The 17,041-nt window shown below is 70.3% G+C and carries 17 protein-coding genes; 16 read left to right on the top strand and 1 reads right to left on the bottom strand.

The window, feature by feature from the left end; genetic code table 11:
• Positions 1–2 precede the first annotated feature (2 nt).
• From J0695_RS08590 to J0695_RS08660, 15 genes are all read left to right on the top strand, one after another.
• The gene (locus tag J0695_RS08590; RefSeq protein WP_206961277.1) at positions 3–341 is read left to right on the top strand and encodes a DUF6167 family protein; all 339 of its coding nucleotides are present in this window, start codon (positions 3–5) and stop codon (positions 339–341) included.
• On the top strand, positions 341–3,010 hold the full coding sequence (gene alaS, locus J0695_RS08595; RefSeq protein WP_206961278.1) for an alanine--tRNA ligase: 2,670 nt from the start codon (positions 341–343) through the stop codon (positions 3,008–3,010). Before J0695_RS08590 ends, alaS begins: the two co-directional genes overlap by 1 nt.
• The gene (gene ruvX, locus J0695_RS08600) at positions 3,010–3,474 is read left to right on the top strand and encodes a Holliday junction resolvase RuvX (RefSeq protein ID WP_206961279.1); all 465 of its coding nucleotides are present in this window, start codon (positions 3,010–3,012) and stop codon (positions 3,472–3,474) included. Before alaS ends, ruvX begins: the two co-directional genes overlap by 1 nt.
• 101 nt (positions 3,475–3,575) lie before the next feature.
• Positions 3,576–5,267 carry an endolytic transglycosylase MltG gene (gene mltG / locus J0695_RS08605; RefSeq protein WP_206961280.1) on the top strand — a complete coding sequence of 564 codons (1,692 nt, stop codon included), beginning with the start codon at positions 3,576–3,578 and terminating at the stop codon, positions 5,265–5,267.
• On the top strand, positions 5,260–6,093 hold the full coding sequence (locus tag J0695_RS08610; protein WP_206961281.1) for a shikimate dehydrogenase: 834 nt from the start codon (positions 5,260–5,262) through the stop codon (positions 6,091–6,093). The genes mltG and J0695_RS08610 overlap by 8 nt, the downstream gene beginning before the upstream one ends.
• A gap of 148 nt (positions 6,094–6,241) precedes the next feature.
• Positions 6,242–7,426: a chorismate synthase gene (gene aroC, locus J0695_RS08615; RefSeq protein ID WP_206961282.1), complete on the top strand. Its 1,185-nt coding sequence runs from the start codon at positions 6,242–6,244 to the stop codon at positions 7,424–7,426.
• Positions 7,423–7,938: a shikimate kinase gene (locus tag J0695_RS08620; RefSeq protein ID WP_206961283.1), complete on the top strand. Its 516-nt coding sequence runs from the start codon at positions 7,423–7,425 to the stop codon at positions 7,936–7,938. Before aroC ends, J0695_RS08620 begins: the two co-directional genes overlap by 4 nt.
• Positions 7,935–9,029, top strand: a complete 1,095-nt coding sequence (aroB, locus tag J0695_RS08625; protein WP_206961284.1) for a 3-dehydroquinate synthase — start codon at positions 7,935–7,937, stop codon at positions 9,027–9,029. The genes J0695_RS08620 and aroB overlap by 4 nt, the downstream gene beginning before the upstream one ends.
• Positions 9,026–9,475: a type II 3-dehydroquinate dehydratase gene (gene aroQ, locus J0695_RS08630; RefSeq protein WP_206961285.1), complete on the top strand. Its 450-nt coding sequence runs from the start codon at positions 9,026–9,028 to the stop codon at positions 9,473–9,475. Before aroB ends, aroQ begins: the two co-directional genes overlap by 4 nt.
• A 103-nt stretch (positions 9,476–9,578) precedes the next feature.
• On the top strand, positions 9,579–10,397 hold the full coding sequence (locus tag J0695_RS08635; RefSeq protein ID WP_206961286.1) for an AAA family ATPase: 819 nt from the start codon (positions 9,579–9,581) through the stop codon (positions 10,395–10,397).
• 63 nt (positions 10,398–10,460) lie between these two features.
• Positions 10,461–11,576 (top strand): aminopeptidase P family protein, encoded by a 1,116-nt coding sequence (locus J0695_RS08640; protein WP_206961287.1) that lies wholly within the window; start codon positions 10,461–10,463, stop codon positions 11,574–11,576.
• 49 nt (positions 11,577–11,625) lie between these two features.
• Entirely contained in the window at positions 11,626–12,192 is a 567-nt protein-coding gene (gene efp / locus J0695_RS08645) for an elongation factor P (RefSeq protein ID WP_206961288.1), read from the top strand.
• 2 nt (positions 12,193–12,194) lie between these two features.
• Positions 12,195–12,626 carry a transcription antitermination factor NusB gene (nusB, locus tag J0695_RS08650; protein ID WP_206961289.1) on the top strand — a complete coding sequence of 144 codons (432 nt, stop codon included), beginning with the start codon at positions 12,195–12,197 and terminating at the stop codon, positions 12,624–12,626.
• A 93-nt stretch (positions 12,627–12,719) separates the two neighbouring features.
• Entirely contained in the window at positions 12,720–14,102 is a 1,383-nt protein-coding gene (locus tag J0695_RS08655) for an MFS transporter (RefSeq protein ID WP_206961290.1), read from the top strand.
• Positions 14,099–15,535, top strand: a complete 1,437-nt coding sequence (locus tag J0695_RS08660; RefSeq protein ID WP_307798504.1) for a pyridoxal phosphate-dependent decarboxylase family protein — start codon at positions 14,099–14,101, stop codon at positions 15,533–15,535. Before J0695_RS08655 ends, J0695_RS08660 begins: the two co-directional genes overlap by 4 nt.
• 158 nt (positions 15,536–15,693) lie before the next feature.
• Here the strand turns inward: J0695_RS08660 and bldD are convergent, their stop codons facing one another.
• Positions 15,694–16,194, bottom strand: a complete 501-nt coding sequence (gene bldD, locus J0695_RS08665; RefSeq protein WP_206961291.1) for a transcriptional regulator BldD — start codon at positions 16,192–16,194, stop codon at positions 15,694–15,696.
• Positions 16,195–16,415: 221 nt separating this feature from the next.
• Here bldD and pyrR point away from each other — a divergent pair, with 221 nt between their 5' ends.
• Positions 16,416–17,003 (top strand): bifunctional pyr operon transcriptional regulator/uracil phosphoribosyltransferase PyrR, encoded by a 588-nt coding sequence (pyrR, locus tag J0695_RS08670; protein WP_206961292.1) that lies wholly within the window; start codon positions 16,416–16,418, stop codon positions 17,001–17,003.
• Positions 17,004–17,041 lie beyond the last annotated feature (38 nt).

Here is a 17,041-nt window from a genome sequence, read left to right on the forward strand (position 1 = left end):
TGATGTTCCGCCGTACGTTCTGGTTCACCGCGGGCGCCGCCGCCGGTGTGTGGGCCACCACCAAGGTCAACCGCAAGATCAGGCAGCTGACCCCCGAAAGCCTCGCCGCGCAGGCGGCGAACAAGGCGCTCGACGCGGGTCACCGGCTCAGGGACTTCGCCGTCGACGTCCGCGCGGGGATGGCCCAGCGCGAAGCCGAACTCGGCGAGGCACTGGGCCTGGAGACGCCGCCGGACCCCGAACTCCCCGCGCAGCGGCGCCTCGCCGCCCTCGAGAACACCAAGCACTCGCTCAACACGCGCAACGCGCTCAACTCGTACAACCGGAATGAGGACCACTGATGGAGTCGGCTGAAATCCGCCGCCGCTGGCTGAGCTTCTACGAGGAGCGCGGGCACACCGTCGTGCCTTCGGCGTCGCTCATCGCGGACGACCCGACTCTGCTGCTTGTCCCCGCGGGCATGGTCCCCTTCAAGCCGTACTTCCTCGGCGAGGTCAAGCCGCCCGCCCCGCGCGTCACCAGCGTGCAGAAGTGCGTCCGTACCCCGGACATCGAAGAGGTCGGCAAGACCACCCGCCACGGCACGTTCTTCCAGATGTGCGGCAACTTCTCCTTCGGCGACTACTTCAAGGAAGGCGCCATCTCCTACGCCTGGGAGCTGCTCACCAGCTCCGTGGCGGACGGCGGCTTCGGCCTGGAGCCCGAGAAGCTCTGGATCACGGTCTACCTCGACGACGACGAGGCCGAGCAGATCTGGCGCGACAAGATCGGCGTACCGGCCGAGCGCATCCAGCGGCTGGGCAAGAAGGACAACTTCTGGTCCATGGGCGTCCCCGGACCCTGCGGCCCGTGCTCGGAGATCAACTACGACCGCGGCCCCGAGTTCGGCGTCGAGGGCGGCCCTGCCGTCAACGACGAGCGCTACGTGGAGATCTGGAACCTGGTCTTCATGCAGTACGAGCGCGGTGCCGGTGACGGCAAGGAGGACTTCGAGATCCTCGGCGACCTGCCGTCGAAGAACATCGACACGGGTCTGGGTCTCGAGCGCCTCGCCATGATCCTGCAGGGCGTACAGAACATGTACGAGACCGACACCCTGCGCGTGGTCATGGACAAGGCCACCGAGCTGACGGGCGTTCAGTACGGCGCGGCGCAGGGCACGGACGTCTCGCTGCGCGTCGTCGCCGACCACATCCGCACCTCCGCGATGCTCATCGGCGACGGTGTCACCCCGGGCAACGAGGGCCGTGGCTACGTCCTGCGCCGCATCATGCGCCGCGCGATCCGCAACATGCGCCTCATGGGCGCCACCGGTCCGGTCGTCCAGGAACTCGTCGACGTCGTGATCGACACGATGGGGCTGCAGTACCCCGAGCTGATCACCGACCGCAAGCGCATCGAGACCGTCGCCCTCGCCGAAGAGGCGGCCTTCCTCAAGGCGCTCAAGGGCGGCACCAACATCCTCGACACCGCCGTCACCGAGACAAAGGCCGCCGGCGGCACGGTTCTTGCGGGCGAGAAGGCGTTCCTGCTCCACGACACGTGGGGCTTCCCGATCGACCTCACCCTCGAAATGGCCGCCGAACAGGGCATTTCGGTGGACCAGGACGGCTTCCGCCGCCTGATGACCGAGCAGCGGGACCGCGCCAAGGCCGACGCCAAGGCCAAGAAGACCGGCCACGCCGACATGTCCGGCTACCGCCAGATCGCGGACGCCGCCGGTGAGACCGACTTCATCGGTTACACCAACATCCAGGGCGAGTCCACGGTCGTCGGCATCCTCGTCGACGGTGTGCCGTCCCCGGCCGCCACCGAGGGCGACGAGGTCGAGATCGTCCTCGACCGCACCCCGTTCTACGCCGAGGGCGGCGGCCAGGTCGGCGACACCGGCCGTATCCGCCTCGACTCCGGCGCGGTGATCGAGGTACGGGACTGCCAGAAGCCGGTCCCCGGCGTGTACGTCCACCGGGGCGTCGTCCAGGTCGGCGAGGTCACGGTCGGTGCGGCCGCCCAGGCCACCATCGACATCACCCGCCGCCGGGCCATCGCCCGCGCCCACTCCGCCACGCACCTCACCCACCAGGCGCTGCGCGACGCGCTCGGCCCGACGGCCGCCCAGGCGGGTTCGGAGAACCAGCCCGGCCGCTTCCGCTTCGACTTCGGTTCCCCGGCCGCCGTTCCCGGCAGTGTCCTCACCGATGTCGAGCAGAAGATCAACGAGGTCCTCTCGCACGAACTCGACGTGCACGCCGAGGTCATGTCGATCGACGAGGCCAAGAAGCAGGGCGCCATCGCGGAGTTCGGCGAGAAGTACGGCGAGCGCGTGCGCGTCGTGACCATCGGCGACTTCTCCAAGGAGCTGTGCGGCGGTACGCACGTCCACAACACCGCCCAGCTCGGCCTGGTGAAGCTGCTCGGCGAATCGTCGATCGGCAGCGGCGTCCGCCGCATCGAGGCCCTGGTCGGCGTGGACGCGTACAACTTCCTCGCCCGCGAGCACACGGTCGTCGCCCAGCTCCAGGAGCTGGTCAAGGGCCGCGTCGACGAGCTCCCTGAGAAGATCTCCACCATGCTCGGCAAGCTGAAGGACGCCGAGAAGGAGATCGAGAAGTTCCGCGCGGAGAAGGTCCTGCAGGCCGCCGCCGGACTCGCCGCAGGCGCCAAGGACGTGCGCGGGGTCGCTGTCGTCACCGGCCAGGTCCCCGACGGCACGGGCGCGGACGACCTGCGCAGGCTGGTCCTCGACGTACGTGGCCGCATCGCGTCCGACCGTCCCGCGGTCGTGGCGCTCTTCACCACGGCCAACGGCCGCCCGCTGACCGTCATCGCCACCAACGAGGCCGCCCGCGAGCGCGGTCTCAAGGCCGGCGACCTGGTCCGTACGGCCGCCAAGACCCTCGGCGGCGGCGGTGGCGGTAAGCCGGACGTCGCCCAGGGCGGCGGCCAGAACCCCGACGCCATCGGCGACGCCGTGGCCGCGGTCGAGCGCCTGGTCGGAGAGACCGCCTGATGCGACGAGGCCGTCGCCTGGCGATCGATGTCGGGGACGCCCGGATCGGGGTCGCCTCGTGCGACCCCGACGGGGTCCTCGCCACGCCGGTGGAGACCGTGCCGGGACGCGACGTCCCGGCCGCCCACCGGCGGCTGCGGGCCATCGTCGACGAGTACGAACCGATCGAGATCATCGTGGGCCTGCCCCGCTCCCTCAACGGGGGCGAGGGCCCGGCCGCGGTCAAGGTCAGGGCGTTCGCCCAGGTGTTCGCCGGGGCCGTCGCACCGATTCCGGTACGTCTTGTCGACGAGAGGATGACCACAGTGACGGCCAGTCAGGGGCTGCGCGCCTCGGGCGTAAAGTCCAAAAAGGGCCGGTCTGTCATCGACCAGGCGGCGGCGATCGTCATCCTTCAGAACGCGCTCGAGTCCGAACGGGCGTCAGGTAAAGCCCCGGGCGAGGGCGTCGAAGTGGTTGTCTGATCGCGATACGGTAACGTTCCGCGCCATGCGACAGTGTTCGAATAGCTGCCGCACAGTAAACGAGGCGGACGATCCGGAGGCCTCGCGGCTCTAGGGGACCGATGACTGAGTATGGCCGGGGCGCAGGCTCCGAACCGTGGCATCCCGAAGACCCGTTGTACGGGGACCAGGGATGGGGAGGCCAGCAGGCCGCGCCCGGTCACCAGGATCCGTACGGCGGCGGACAGCAGCAGCAGTATCCGCAGCAGCAGCCGCAGTACGGGAACCAGCAGGACCAGCAGAACCAGCAGTACGGGAACCAGCAGTACGGTCAGGATCCGTACCAGCAGGACCCGTACCAGCAGGATCCGTATGCCCAGCAGCCGCAGCAGCAGCCGCAGCACCCCCAACAGCCCCAGCAGCCGCAGTACAACGGCGGTTGGGACACGGGCCAGCAGGCGGCGATGCCCTACAACGCCAACCCTGCTGACCCCTACGGCGGCCAGCAGCCGCAGTACAGCGGCGAGAACCCGGACTACTACCGGACCCCGGATGCCTACCCGCCGCCGCAGCCTCCGGGCCGGCGCGACGAGTGGCAGCCGGAGGCGCCCCCCGCCGAGGAGGACCATCCCTTCTTCACCGGTGGAGGCGGCGACGGTGGCGATGCCGACGACGACTTCGAGGACGAGCCCGGCCGCGGCGGCCGGGGCGACCGAAGAAACAAGTCCAAACCGAAGAAGCGCCGCAGCGGCTGCGCCTGTCTGGTGGTCACCGCTGTCCTGGTGGGCGGCGGGGGTGGTGTCGCCTACTTCGGCTACAGCTACTACCAGAGCCATTTCTCGGCCCCTGCGGACTACTCGGGCATGGGCGCCGATCCCGTACAGGTCGAAATCCCCAAGGGCACGACCATCGCCGGGTTCGGGCGTCTCCTGAAGGAGAAGGGCGTCGTCAAGAGCGTCGAAGCCTTCGTTTCCGCCACGGAGAAGAACCCCAAGGGGAAGTTCCTCCAGGCCGGGGTCTATTCGCTGAACCAGAAGATGTCGGCAGCGAACGCGGTGAACGCCATCGTCGACCCGAAGAGCCTGAATGTCGTCATGGTCGTCCCGGGCGAGCGCAACAAGCAGGTCTACGCCGCCATCGACACCCAGCTCGCGCTGAAGGCCGGTTCGACCGAGGCTGTGGCCAAGGCGCAGGTCAAGAGCCTCGGCCTGCCGGGCTGGGCCAACAGCGACAAGGACATCAAGGATCCGCTGGAAGGATTCCTCTACCCGGCCAGCTACCCGGCCGCCAAGGGAATGAAGCCGGAGGCCATCCTGAAGAGCATGGTCGACCAGGCCAATGAGGCGTACGGCAAGCAGGATCTCGTGGCCGAGGCGAAGAGGCTGAACCTCAAGTCCCCGCTCCAGGTCATCACGGTGGCCAGCCTCGTCCAGGCCGAGGGCATCTCCCACGACGACTTCAAGAAGATGTCCGAGGTCGTCTACAACCGCCTGAAGCCGAGCAACGACGTGTCCAACGGCAAGCTCGAGTTCGACTCCGCGTTCAATTACCTGAAGAACCAGAGCAAGATCAAGATCTCCACGAAGGAGATCCGCACCAACCCGGACCCGTACAACACCTATTACCACACCGGCCTCCCCCCGGGTCCGATCGGGAACCCCGGCGCGGACGCGCTCGCGGCGACGCTGAGCCCGACCAGCGGCGGCTGGATGTACTTCATCTCGCTCGACGGCAAGACGACCCAGTTCACCAAGACCCTGGCCGAGCACGACAAGCTCACTCGGGAATTCAATAAGAAGCACAACATTGGGTGACCGGAAGCGACGGGCGGCGGTCCTCGGATCGCCCATCGCGCACTCGCTCTCCCCGGTGCTGCACCGGGCCGCGTACGCCGAACTGGGGCTCGCCCACTGGTCGTACGACCGCTTCGAGGTGGACGAGGCCGCTCTCCCCGGCTTCGTCGAGGGGCTTGACGCGTCGTGGGCCGGCCTCTCGCTGACCATGCCGCTCAAGCGCGCGATCATCCCGCTGCTCGACGAGATCAGTGAGACGGCGTCCTCGGTGGAGGCGGTCAACACCGTCGTCCTCACCGAGGACGGCCGCCGCCTCGGCGACAACACCGATATCCCGGGCATGATCGCCGCCCTGCGCGAGCGCGGGGCGGACAAGGCGGAGTCCGCCGCGGTCCTCGGGGCGGGTGCGACCGCGTCGTCCGCGCTGGCCGCCCTCTCCCGTATCTGCACGGGTCCCGTCACCGCGTATGTGCGCAGCGCGGCCCGTGCGGCCGAGATGCGCGGCTGGGGCGAGCGGCTCGGCGTCGACATCCGTACCGCCGACTGGGCGGACGCGGCGGAGGCGTTCGCCGCGCCGCTGGTGATCGCGACCACACCGGCCGGCACCACCGACGCCCTGGCGGCGGCCGTGCCGGACGCGCCGGGGACGCTCTTCGACGTGCTGTACGACCCGTGGCCCACGGTCCTTGCCGCCCGCTGGTCGGCGCGCGGCGGCGCGGTCGTCGGCGGGCTCGACCTGTTGGTGCACCAGGCCGTGCTCCAGGTCGAGCAGATGACCGGAAGGACCCCGGCGCCCCTCGCCGCGATGCGTACGGCGGGCGAGCGGGCGCTGCACGCCACGGGCTGAGCGGCGGGACCGCCCACGCGGGCGATGTCCGGGCAGTGGACACCCGACAGAGCTTCCTTCGGCGGCATGGGAGGATCGGGGGTGGCGAGTCCGGGTCGCGCGCCCGGTCGTGCCGTTGCAGTTGGAGGCGCGAGCAAGAGGAGCACCGTTGAGCAGGTTGCGCTGGCTGACCGCGGGGGAGTCGCACGGCCCCGCACTGGTGGCGACGCTGGAGGGTCTTCCCGCCGGCATTCCGATCACCACGGACATGGTGGCGGACGCGCTTGCCCGGCGAAGGCTCGGCTATGGCCGCGGCGCCCGGATGAAGTTCGAGAAGGACGAAGTCACCTTCCTCGGCGGGGTACGCCACGGACTGACCATGGGCGGCCCGGTGGCCGTGATGGTCGGCAACACCGAGTGGCCCAAGTGGGAGAAGGTCATGTCGGCCGACCCGGTCGACCCCGACGAGCTGGCCAAGCTGGCCCGCAACGCCCCGCTGACCCGGCCGCGGCCCGGCCACGCCGACCTGGCGGGCATGCAGAAGTACGACCTGGACGAGGCCCGGCCGATCCTGGAGCGCGCCAGCGCACGGGAGACGGCGGCCCGCGTGGCGCTGGGCACGGTCGCCCGCTCGTACCTCAAGGAGACGACCGGGATCGAGATCGTCAGCCACGTCGTGGAACTGGCCGGCGCGAAGGCCCCGTACGGAGTGCTGCCCGTCCCCGCGGACGAGGCGAAGCTGGACGAGGACCCGGTGCGCTGCCTGGACGCGGACGCGTCGAAGGCGATGATCGCGGAGATCGACCAGGCCCACAAGGACGGCGACACCCTGGGCGGGGTCGTCGAGGTCCTCGCGTACAACGTGCCCGTGGGCCTCGGCTCGCACGTGCACTGGGACCGGCGCCTGGACGCCCGGCTGGCCGCGGCCCTCATGGGCATTCAGGCCATCAAGGGCGTCGAGGTCGGCGACGGCTTCGACCTGGCCCGGGTGCCGGGATCGCAGGCGCACGACGAGATCGTGCCGACGGCCGACGGCGTACGGCGCACCACCGGGCGCTCCGGCGGCACCGAGGGCGGCATGTCCACCGGTGAGCTGCTGCGGGTACGGGCCGCGATGAAGCCCATCGCGACGGTGCCCCGCGCGCTCGCCACCATCGACACCGCCACCGGCGAGGTCGCGGCAGCGCACCACCAGCGCTCCGACGTGTGCGCCGTGCCGGCCGCGGGCATCGTCGCCGAGGCGATGGTCGCGCTGGTGCTCGCGGACGCGGTCGCGGAGAAGTTCGGCGGCGACAGCGTCGGGGAGACCCGCCGCAACGTCGAGTCGTACCTGAAGAATCTGCGCATCCGATGAGCGGGCCACTGGTCGTCCTGGTCGGGCCGATGGGCGTGGGCAAGTCCACCGTCGGAGCCCTCCTCGCCGAGCGGCTCGGCGCCGTCTACCGCGACACCGATGCCGACATCGTGGCGGCCCAGGGCCGGGAGATCGCGGAGATCTTCGTCGACGACGGCGAGCCGCACTTCCGTGAGCTGGAGCGCCTTGCCGTGCTCGACGCGATCACCGGGCACGACGGTGTGCTGGCACTGGGCGGCGGCGCGATCCTCGACGAGCGGACCCGCGCGCTGCTCGCAGGGCACCCCGTCGTCTATCTCTCGATGGACGTCGACGAGGCGGTCAAGCGCACCGGGCTCAACACCGCGCGCCCGCTGCTCGCCGTCAATCCGCGCCGCCAGTGGCGCGAGCTGATGGACGCACGCCGTTCGCTGTACGCCGAAGTCGCCCGCGCGCAGGTCGCCACCGACGAACGCACCCCCGAAGAGGTCGCACAAGCGGTCCTCGACGCCTTGGAGTTGAAGAACGCATGACGCAGGACGCCCCCACCCGGATCCAGGTCGGCGGCACGGACGGCAGCGACCCGTACGAGGTGCTCGTCGGACGACAGCTCCTCGGCGAGCTGCCCTCGCTGATCGGTGCGCAGACCCAGCGGGTCGCCGTACTGCACCCGGAGGCGCTCGCCGAGACCGGTGAGGCGCTCCGCCAGGACCTGGCCGACCAGGGGTACGAGGCCATCGCGATCCAGCTGCCGAACGCGGAGGAGGCGAAGACCGTCGAGGTCGCCGCCTACTGCTGGAAGGCGCTCGGGCAGACCGGCTTCACCCGCACCGACGTGATCGTCGGAGTCGGCGGCGGAGCCACCACCGATGTGGCCGGGTTCGTCGCGGCGACCTGGCTGCGCGGGGTGCGCTGGATCGCCGTTCCCACGACCGTCCTCGGCATGGTGGACGCGGCCGTCGGCGGCAAGACCGGCATCAACACCGCCGAGGGCAAGAACCTGGTCGGCGCCTTCCACCCGCCGACCGGTGTGCTCTGCGACCTGGCCGCGCTGGACTCGCTGCCGGTCAACGACTACGTGTCGGGCCTCGCCGAGATCATCAAGGCCGGTTTCATCGCCGACCCGGCGATCCTGGACCTGATCGAGGAGGACCCGGAGGCGGCCCGTACGCCCGCGGGACCGCACACGGCCGAGCTCATCGAGCGGGCCATCAGGGTCAAGGCCGAGGTCGTCTCCAACGACCTCCGCGAGTCGGGGCTCCGCGAGATCCTCAACTACGGCCACACCCTCGCCCACGCGATCGAGAAGAACGAGCGCTACAAGTGGCGGCACGGTGCGGCCGTCTCCATCGGCATGGTCTTCGCCGCCGAACTCGGCCGGCTCGCGGGCCGTCTCGACGACGCGACCGCCGACCGGCACAGCTCCGTACTGGCATCGGTCGGACTGCCGCTGACCTACCGCGGCGACCAGTGGGCCAAGCTCCTGGAGAACATGAAGGTCGACAAGAAGTCCCGCGGGAATCTGCTGCGCTTCATCGTCCTGGACGGCCTGGCCAAGCCCACCGTCCTGGAGGGCCCCGACCCGGCGGTCCTGCTGGCGGCGTACGGGGAGGTCTCCGTATGAGCAGCCCCGGCAGTCCGGTCCTCGTGCTGAACGGCCCCAACCTGGGCCGGCTCGGCTCCCGCGAGCCCGACGTGTACGGGGCGACCTCGTACGCCGGACTCGTCGAGGCGTGCCAGTCGCTGGGCAAGGAGCTCGGCCTCGACGTCGAGGTCCGGGAGACCAACGACGAGGGCGAGTTGATCAGCTGGCTCCACGAGGCGGCGGACGGCGCGATTCCGGTCGTCATCAACCCCGGGGCCTTCACCCATTATTCGTACGCGATGAGGGATGCGGCCGCCCAGCGCACCGCCCCCCTCATCGAGGTGCACATCTCCAATCCGTACGCACGCGAGGAATTCCGCCACAACTCGGTGATCGCCGCAGTCGCCAGCGGTACGGTCGCGGGCTTCGGTATCGGTTCGTACCGGCTCGCGCTGCGCGCGCTGGCGGACGAACTGGCAAGCTGACGCGGCACTTTGAGCCCTCCCCGGCCGTTCACAGGATGATGGCCGGGGAGGGTACCGTTCGGTAGCGACGACCAGTCGCCTGTACGAGACGGAGTGGCACGGGATGCAGCACCAATGGGCGCAGGGCACCCATCCCCAAGCTCTCAACTCCGTTCGAGCAGGGGAGACCCCATTCCCGGGTGCGCCGCCCTCGCAAGGGCCGCCGCCCCCGCAAGGACCGCCGCCGCCCGCCCCTGGATGGTCCGGACCGCCCCCGCAGTCCGTACCGCCAGGCCTGGACACCACGGGACACGTCCAGCTGCCGCCGGGAGGCCCCGTACCGCTGCCCGCGCCGCCCCTGGCGACCGCGCAGGCGGACACCGGCGCCACCACCCTCGCCGTGCTGCTCATCGGCCCGGCCGGTGCCGGAAAGACGACCGTCGCCCGGCACTGGGCGCAGAGCCGCCGGGTCCCCACCGCCCACATCAGCCTCGACGACGTCCGCGAATGGGTCTGTTCGGGCTTCGCCGACCCCCAGTCCGGCTGGAACAGCCACTCCGAGGCGCAGTACCGGCTGGCCCGCCGCACCTGCGGATTTGCCGCCCGCAACTTCCTCGCCAACGGCATCTCCTGCATCCTCGACGACGCCGTCTTTCCCGATCGCCCGGTCGTCGGGCTCGGCGGCTGGAAGCGCCATGTCGGGCCCGGCCTGCTGCCCGTGGTGCTCCTGCCCGGTCTGGAGGTCGTCCTGGAGCGCAATGCGGCGCGCAGCGGCAACCGCCGCCTCAGCGACGAGGAGGTCGCCAGGATCCACGGGCGGATGGCCGGGTGGTACGGATCGGGACTGCCCATCATCGACAACTCAGGCTACGACGTGGCGACGACCGCCCAGGTCCTCGATGACGTCCTGGCCCGTTCGATCGCGAGCCCGCCGAACTGGTAGCCGAGCCCCCCGGTCGGACGCGCTGAACCGGCCGGTCCCGGTCCGCGCTCTTACGCTCGACGCATGTCAGAGGTGTTTGCGGTCCGGCGAAACCATCTGCGCGACCGGTGTGCCGCGACGGGCAGCGAGGCCGCGCTGGTCTCGCGCCCGGCCAATGTGCGCTATCTCGCGGGCGGTGCGCCCCCCGGTGCCGTCCTGCTGCTCGGCGGTGCGGGCGGTGGCGACGACGTACTGCTCTGCCCGCGTACGCCCGGCGGTGATCCTGCGGACGGACGCCCGGACGAGTCGCTGCGGCTGACCGTCCTGTCCACTCCCGGCGGTGATCCCGCCGTCGCCGCGGCGGACCTTCTCGCCGCGGCGGGCACCGGCTCCCTGGCCGTGGAGGAGAACCATCTCACCGTCGCCCGGCACCGGGCCATGGGATCCGTGGCGCCGCGGCTGCGCCTCGACGGTCTGGCCGGCGCCGTGGAACAGCAGAGGATCATCAAGGACGAGGAAGAGATCTCCTGTCTGCGGACCGCGGCCGAGATCGCCGACCAGGCCCTCGGGGAGCTCCTGGAATCGATTCTGGTGGGCCGTACCGAACGGCATCTCGCGCTGGAGCTGGAGCGCAGACTGGTCGACCACGGCGCGGACGGCCCGGCCTTCGCGACCTCGGTGGGCACGGGGCCGAATTCCGGCCGGGGCAAGCACAGGCCCTCCGACCGCAGGGTCGAGGAGGGAGATTTCCTTTCTGTGTGCCTCGGTGCGAACTACCGCGGATACCGCTGTGAGGTCGGCCGTACGTTCGTCATCGGCACGGCTCCCGCGGACTGGCAGATCGAGCTCTACGACCTGGTCTTCGCCGCTCAGCGGGCGGGCAGGGAGGCTCTGGCGCCCGGCACCGCCTGCCGTGACGTGGACCGTGCGGCCCGTCAGGTGGTGGACGCGGCAGGTCATGCGGAAGCCCTCGCGGAGACCACCGGACACGGTGTCGGGCTCGAAATCGACGAGGACCCGCAGCTGGCACCTGCGGCCATGGGTAAACTGGACGCTTGCGTGCCGGTCACCGTCGAACCGGGGGTCCACCTCCCTGGCCGGGGCGGAGTCCGGATCGATGACACGCTGGTCGTCCGCCCCGAGGCGGACGGCGGACCCGAGCTACTCACCATTACGACCAAGGAACTGCTCGCTCTCTAGCGTGCGGACCCTCGGTCCCACATACGCGCAGTCCAGGAGAACCTCAACCGTGGCTTCCACGAACGACCTCAAGAACGGCCTGGTGCTCAAGCTCGACGGAGGCCAGCTCTGGTCCGTCGTCGAGTTCCAGCATGTCAAGCCCGGCAAGGGCCCTGCCTTCGTGCGCACCAAGCTCAAGAGCGTGATGTCCGGCAAGGTCGTCGACAAGACGTTCAACGCCGGCACGAAGGTCGAGACGGCCACCATCGACCGCCGTGACATGCAGTTCTCGTACATGGACGGCGAGTACTTCGTCTTCATGGACATGAGCACGTTCGACCAGCTCATGGTCGACCGCAAGTCCGTCGGCACCACCGCCAACTTCCTGATCGAGGGCTTCACCGCCTCCGTCGCGCAGCACGAGGGCGAGGTGCTCTACGTCGAGCTGCCGGCCGCCGTCGAGCTCGTCATCCAGCACACAGACCCGGGCGTCCAGGGCGACCGTTCGACCGGTGGCACCAAGCCGGCGACGCTGGAGACCGGGTACGAGATCGGTGTTCCGCTGTTCATCACGACCGGTGAGAAGATCAAGGTCGACACCCGCACCGGCGATTACCTCGGCCGGGTGAACAGCTAACCGTGGCTGCCCGGAACACGGCGCGCAAGCGCGCCTTCCAGATCCTCTTCGAGGCCGACCAGCGCGGGGTATCCGTGCAGACGGTCCTCGCGGACTGGATCCGTCATTCCCGCAGCGGCGACGACCGACAGCCGCCGGTCAGCGAGTACACGATGGAGCTCGTCGAGGGGTACGCGGAGTACGCGGACCGCATCGACGACCTCATCTCCACCTACGCGGTGGGCTGGTCGCTCGACCGGATGCCGGTCGTCGACCGCAACATCGTGCGCCTCGGTGCGTACGAACTGGTGTGGGTCGACGGCACGCCGGACGCGGTAGTGATCGACGAGGCGGTGCAACTCGCCAAGGAGTTCTCCACCGACGAGTCGCCGTCCTTCATCAACGGCCTGCTGGCCCGATTCAAGGACCTCAAGCCGAGCCTGCGCCGCGACTAGGGGTACAGCTCTTCCCGGGCCCGGAGCAGAAGATGAACAATCTTCAGCTCCGGGCCTGGTGCATGTCCGGAGTGGTGATCTAGGTTTCGGCCCATGCCCGAACCCGCGCTGGGAGCCAGGGTCCGGATCGGCTACGGGCTCGGCTCGTTCGCCACCGGCACCTTCGGCACCGTCCCAGGCCTGCTGCTGCTCTACTACCTGACCGACATCCTGGGCGTCGCCGCCGGGGTGGCGGGGCTGCTGGTCTTCCTGCCCAAGGCGTGGGACGTCCTGCTCAACCCGTGGATAGGCAGCCTCTCCGACCGCACCGAGCACCGCTGGGGCCCGCGCCGTCCCTGGATGCTGCTGGGCGCCCTCACCATGCCGCTCTGCTTCGCCGCGATGTTCGCCGCACCGGATCTGGGCACCGGCCCCGCCGCCGCCTACGTGGCGCTGCTCTTCCTGCTGACGGCCACCGGGTACGCCTGCTTCCAGGTGCCCTACGTCGCCCTGCCCGCCGAGCTCACCGACGATCCGGACGAGCGCGCCCGCATCATGTCCTGGCGCGTCGCCTTCCTCGGTACGGCGATCCTGCTCTCCGGAGCCGTGGCGCCGCTGCTCGCGGGGGCCACCGACGACGAACGGGGCACACCGGGCGGCTACCGGCTGATGGGGGTGGTCGTCGGCGCTCTGCTCTGTGCGGGGATGCTCGCGGCCTTCGCCGCCACCGCAGGGGCCCGTGGGGTGCTCCGTACGACCAGTGAGGGCGGACTCCCCGCCCAGCTCAGGGCAGCCCGCACCAACCGGCCCTTCCTCTGGCTGCTGTCCGCCTTCGTCGTACAGGCGGCGGCGACCGGGCTGATGCTGGCGGGGACCCAGTACTTCGCCACGTACATCCTGGGCAGACCGAGCGCCACGACCCTGCTCTTCGCCTGTCTGATCGTGCCCTCGCTGCTCGCCATGCCGCTCTGGCTGGCCACCGGGCGGCGCACCGGCAAGCGCACCGCGGCGATCGCCGCCTCCTGCTGCTTCCTGGCGGGCGCGGTGGTCGCGGCGCTTGCCAGGCACGTGCCGAGCGGCGCGGTGTACGGAGCTGTCGCACTGGCCGGGATCGGTTACGCCGGGATGCAGATGCTGCCGATGGCCATGCTCGGCGACGCCATAGCGGCCGACGCCTACACCAGCGGGCGGCGCAGGGCCGGGCTGTTCACCGGGCTCTGGACGGCGGGGGAGACCCTCGGACTCGCCCTCGGCCCCGGCCTCTTCGGCCTTGTCCTGACCCTCGGCGGCTTCGTCTCCTCCGACGCCGACCACCGCGTCCACCAGCCGGGATCCGCACTCACCGCGATCGTCATGGGCTTCGGCGCGCTGCCCGCCTGCCTCCTTCTGCTCAGCCTGCCCCTGCTCGGCCGCTACCGGCTGAGCGAGAGCGAACTGATCCGGCTGCGCGACGCCGCCGGAACCGATCCGTCCGTATCGACCGTGGAGCAACTGTGAGCACAGACCGAGACATACTCGACCGGCTCGGCGCCCTGCGTGCGGCCGACCTGCCCGTGAAGGGCGGGCGCACCATGGCGTACGTCTACGACTCGGGTCTTGAGGGCATCGAGGAGCTGGCGGCGGAGGCCGCCGCCAGGTTCGCGGGGGTCAACGGGCTCGACATGACGGTCTTCCCCAGCGTGGTGGCGCTGGAGAACGACATCGTGGGACGCGCGGCGCGGCTGCTCGGCGGGGACACGGAAACGGCGGGCACCTTCACCAGCGGTGGAACCGAGAGCTGTCTGCTCGCCGTGTACACGGCACGCGAGCACGCACGGCGGACCCGCGGCGTCGAGGCGCCCGAACTGGTCCTGCCCGACACCGCGCACGCCGCCTTCCACAAGGCGGCGGCGCTCTTCGGCCTGAAGCCGGTCGTGGTGCCGACGGACCCGCAGACGTACAAGGTCCGCGCCGGGGACATCGCGGCGGCCATCACCGGGAACACCGCTCTGGTCGTCCTCTCCGCGCCCTCCTACGCGCACGGGGTCATCGACCCGGTGGCGGAGGCAGCCGCGGAAGCGGCCCGGCGCGGGGTGCTCTGCCATGTCGACGCCTGCATCGGCGGCTGGTATCTGGGACATCTGCGGCTGGCGGCCGACGCACCCCGACTGCCGCCGTTCGACCTGTCCGTGGCGGGGGTGACCTCGCTCTCCGTGGATCTTCACAAGTACGGTTACGCGGCCAAGGGCGCATCGGTGCTGCTCTTCCGGGATGCCGAACTGCGCCGCCACGGCTGGTTCGCGCATGCGTCGTGGCCCGGATACCCGGTGGTCAACGCGACCTTGCAGGGCACGAAGTCGGCCGCGCCGCTCGCCGCCGCCTGGGCGGTCCTGGAGCGCATCGGCACCGAGGGCTATGTCGATCTGTCGAGACGGGTCCACCTCGCGGCCGCCGCACTGGCGGAGGGCGTCCGAGGGATCGAGGGCCTGCGCGTCCTGGGCAGCCCCGAGTCCTCACTGATCGCCGTCGCCGCGGACGGTCCCGGCATCGACCCCTTCGTGGTGGCCGACGAGATGCGCGGGCGCGGCTGGTACCTGCAGCCGCAGCCTGCCTTCGGCGGATCCCCGGCCAATCTGCATCTGACGGTGACCGCGGCGGTCGCGGGGGAGGAGACCGTACGGCAACTGCTCGCCGACCTCGCCGAGGCCGTCGGAGCTGCCAGGGCGCTCGGCCCGGTCGAGATCGACCCCGAACTGGTCGCGGCGGCAGGCCTGTTGGACCCCGACACCCTGACCTCGGAGGAGGCGGCCCTCGCCCTGGGCCTCGCAGGGGTCGGCGAGGGCGGGGAGCTGCCCGAGCGGATGGCGCCGGTGCTCGCCGTGCTCCAGGTGCTGCCGCCGAAGCTCACCGAACGGCTGCTGCCCGAGCTCATCGGCCGGCTCTACACCTGAGCCGGCCGGACCGCACAGGCCGGACCGCACAGGACGGACCGCACAGGACGGACCGCGCCGTACAGAACGCGCAGGCCGGACAACGCCCGAGGGCGGACCCGCCACAGGCGGGTCCGCCCTCGGGCGTGACGTTTCTTCCGCTAAAAACCGGGAGACGATCAGACGTCGTCGTGCGCGACCGCACGGCGGGCATCCGCGTCCAGCACGCCCCAGCTGATGAGCTGCTCGGTCAGGACCGAGGGCGACTGGTCGTAGATGACGGCGAGAGTGCGCAGGTCGTCCTGGCGGATCGACAGCACCTTGCCGTTGTAGTCGCCGCGCTGGCTCTGGATCGTGGCGGCGTAACGCTGCAGCGGCCCGGCCTTCTCCGGCGGGACGTGCGCGAGGCGCTCGAGATCCAGGACGAGCTTGGGCGGCGGCTCGGCGGCCCCGCCCGGCGTCGTACCCGGCAGCAGCTCCTGCACCGGGACGCCGTAGAAGTCCGCCAGCTCGGCAAGGCGCTGCACGGTAACGGCACGGTCGCCGCGCTCGTACGAACCCACCACGACGGCCTTCCAGCGGCCCTGGGACTTCTCTTCCACTCCGTGGAGGGAGAGGCCCTGCTGGGTGCGGATGGCACGGAGCTTGGCCCCGAGCTGTTTTGCGTATTCGCTGGACATAAGGCTCCCCGGACACTGAGTCAATGTGCGGCTCCGCCGCGCGGCTGGTAACTCACTGTGAGGTTACGCAGCGTTACTTGGATGCGTCAAGCCGAATGGTCCGTACCGCCCCCCTCCCAGGGGTCGTGAGAAGGGCCGCAGACCCCCTGGTACCGTGGAGAACGTAATTTTGACGTCCTTTAAGGTCCGTCCCGTGAGGCGGAGAAGGAGGTCCGTTTCATATGGACACAAGCACGGACGCAAGCACAGCAGGCAACACCGATGCCCGCCCGGTACTCGAGGGCCCGGACATCGCGCGGGTTCTGACCCGCATCGCGCACGAGATCGTCGAGCGCGCCAAGGGCGCCGAAGACGTCGTGCTCCTCGGAATCCCGACCCGCGGTGTCTTCCTCGCCCGCCGGCTGGCCGAGAAGCTCGAAGAGATCACCGGCCGCAAGATTCCGGTCGGCTCCCTCGACATCACCATGTACCGCGACGACCTGCGCATGAAGCCCGCGCGGGCCCTGGGCCGCACCGAGATCCCCGCCGACGGGCTCGACGGCAGACTCGTCGTCCTCGTCGACGACGTGCTCTTCTCCGGCCGTACCATCCGTGCGGCCCTGGACGCCCTCGGCGACCTCGGCCGCCCGCGCGCCGTGCAGCTCGCGGTCCTGGTCGACCGCGGCCACCGCGAACTCCCGATCCGCGCCGACTACGTCGGCAAGAACCTCCCCACGTCGCTGCGGGAGACGGTCAAGGTCCAGCTCGCCGAGGAGGACGGTCGCGACACCGTGCTGCTCGGCTCCAAGCAGCAGACCACCGGCGCGTAACCCCTCAGGACCACCTTCCGGTGGTCTCTCCGCGCGCC

Origin of the sequence: Streptomyces beijiangensis (genome assembly GCF_017315755.1) — a bacterium.
Taxonomy (GTDB): Bacteria; Actinomycetota; Actinomycetes; order Streptomycetales; family Streptomycetaceae; genus Streptomyces; species Streptomyces beijiangensis.

What these genes read in the sequence shown, in the direction of transcription:
- J0695_RS08620 (WP_206961283.1), top strand. Translation starts at nt 7,423, where the DNA reads ATGAGCGGGCCACTGGTCGTCCTGGTCGGGCCGATGGGCGTGGGCAAG.
- pyrR (WP_206961292.1), top strand. Translation starts at nt 16,416, where the DNA reads ATGGACACAAGCACGGACGCAAGCACAGCAGGCAACACCGATGCCCGC.
- aroQ (WP_206961285.1), top strand. Translation starts at nt 9,026, where the DNA reads ATGAGCAGCCCCGGCAGTCCGGTCCTCGTGCTGAACGGCCCCAACCTG.
- aroB (WP_206961284.1), top strand. Translation starts at nt 7,935, where the DNA reads ATGACGCAGGACGCCCCCACCCGGATCCAGGTCGGCGGCACGGACGGC.
- J0695_RS08640 (WP_206961287.1), top strand. Translation starts at nt 10,461, where the DNA reads ATGTCAGAGGTGTTTGCGGTCCGGCGAAACCATCTGCGCGACCGGTGT.
- mltG (WP_206961280.1), top strand. Translation starts at nt 3,576, where the DNA reads ATGACTGAGTATGGCCGGGGCGCAGGCTCCGAACCGTGGCATCCCGAA.
- alaS (WP_206961278.1), top strand. Translation starts at nt 341, where the DNA reads ATGGAGTCGGCTGAAATCCGCCGCCGCTGGCTGAGCTTCTACGAGGAG.
- bldD (WP_206961291.1), bottom strand. Translation starts at nt 16,194, where the DNA reads ATGTCCAGCGAATACGCAAAACAGCTCGGGGCCAAGCTCCGTGCCATC.
- J0695_RS08655 (WP_206961290.1), top strand. Translation starts at nt 12,720, where the DNA reads ATGCCCGAACCCGCGCTGGGAGCCAGGGTCCGGATCGGCTACGGGCTC.
- ruvX (WP_206961279.1), top strand. Translation starts at nt 3,010, where the DNA reads ATGCGACGAGGCCGTCGCCTGGCGATCGATGTCGGGGACGCCCGGATC.
- J0695_RS08635 (WP_206961286.1), top strand. Translation starts at nt 9,579, where the DNA reads ATGCAGCACCAATGGGCGCAGGGCACCCATCCCCAAGCTCTCAACTCC.
- J0695_RS08590 (WP_206961277.1), top strand. Translation starts at nt 3, where the DNA reads ATGTTCCGCCGTACGTTCTGGTTCACCGCGGGCGCCGCCGCCGGTGTG.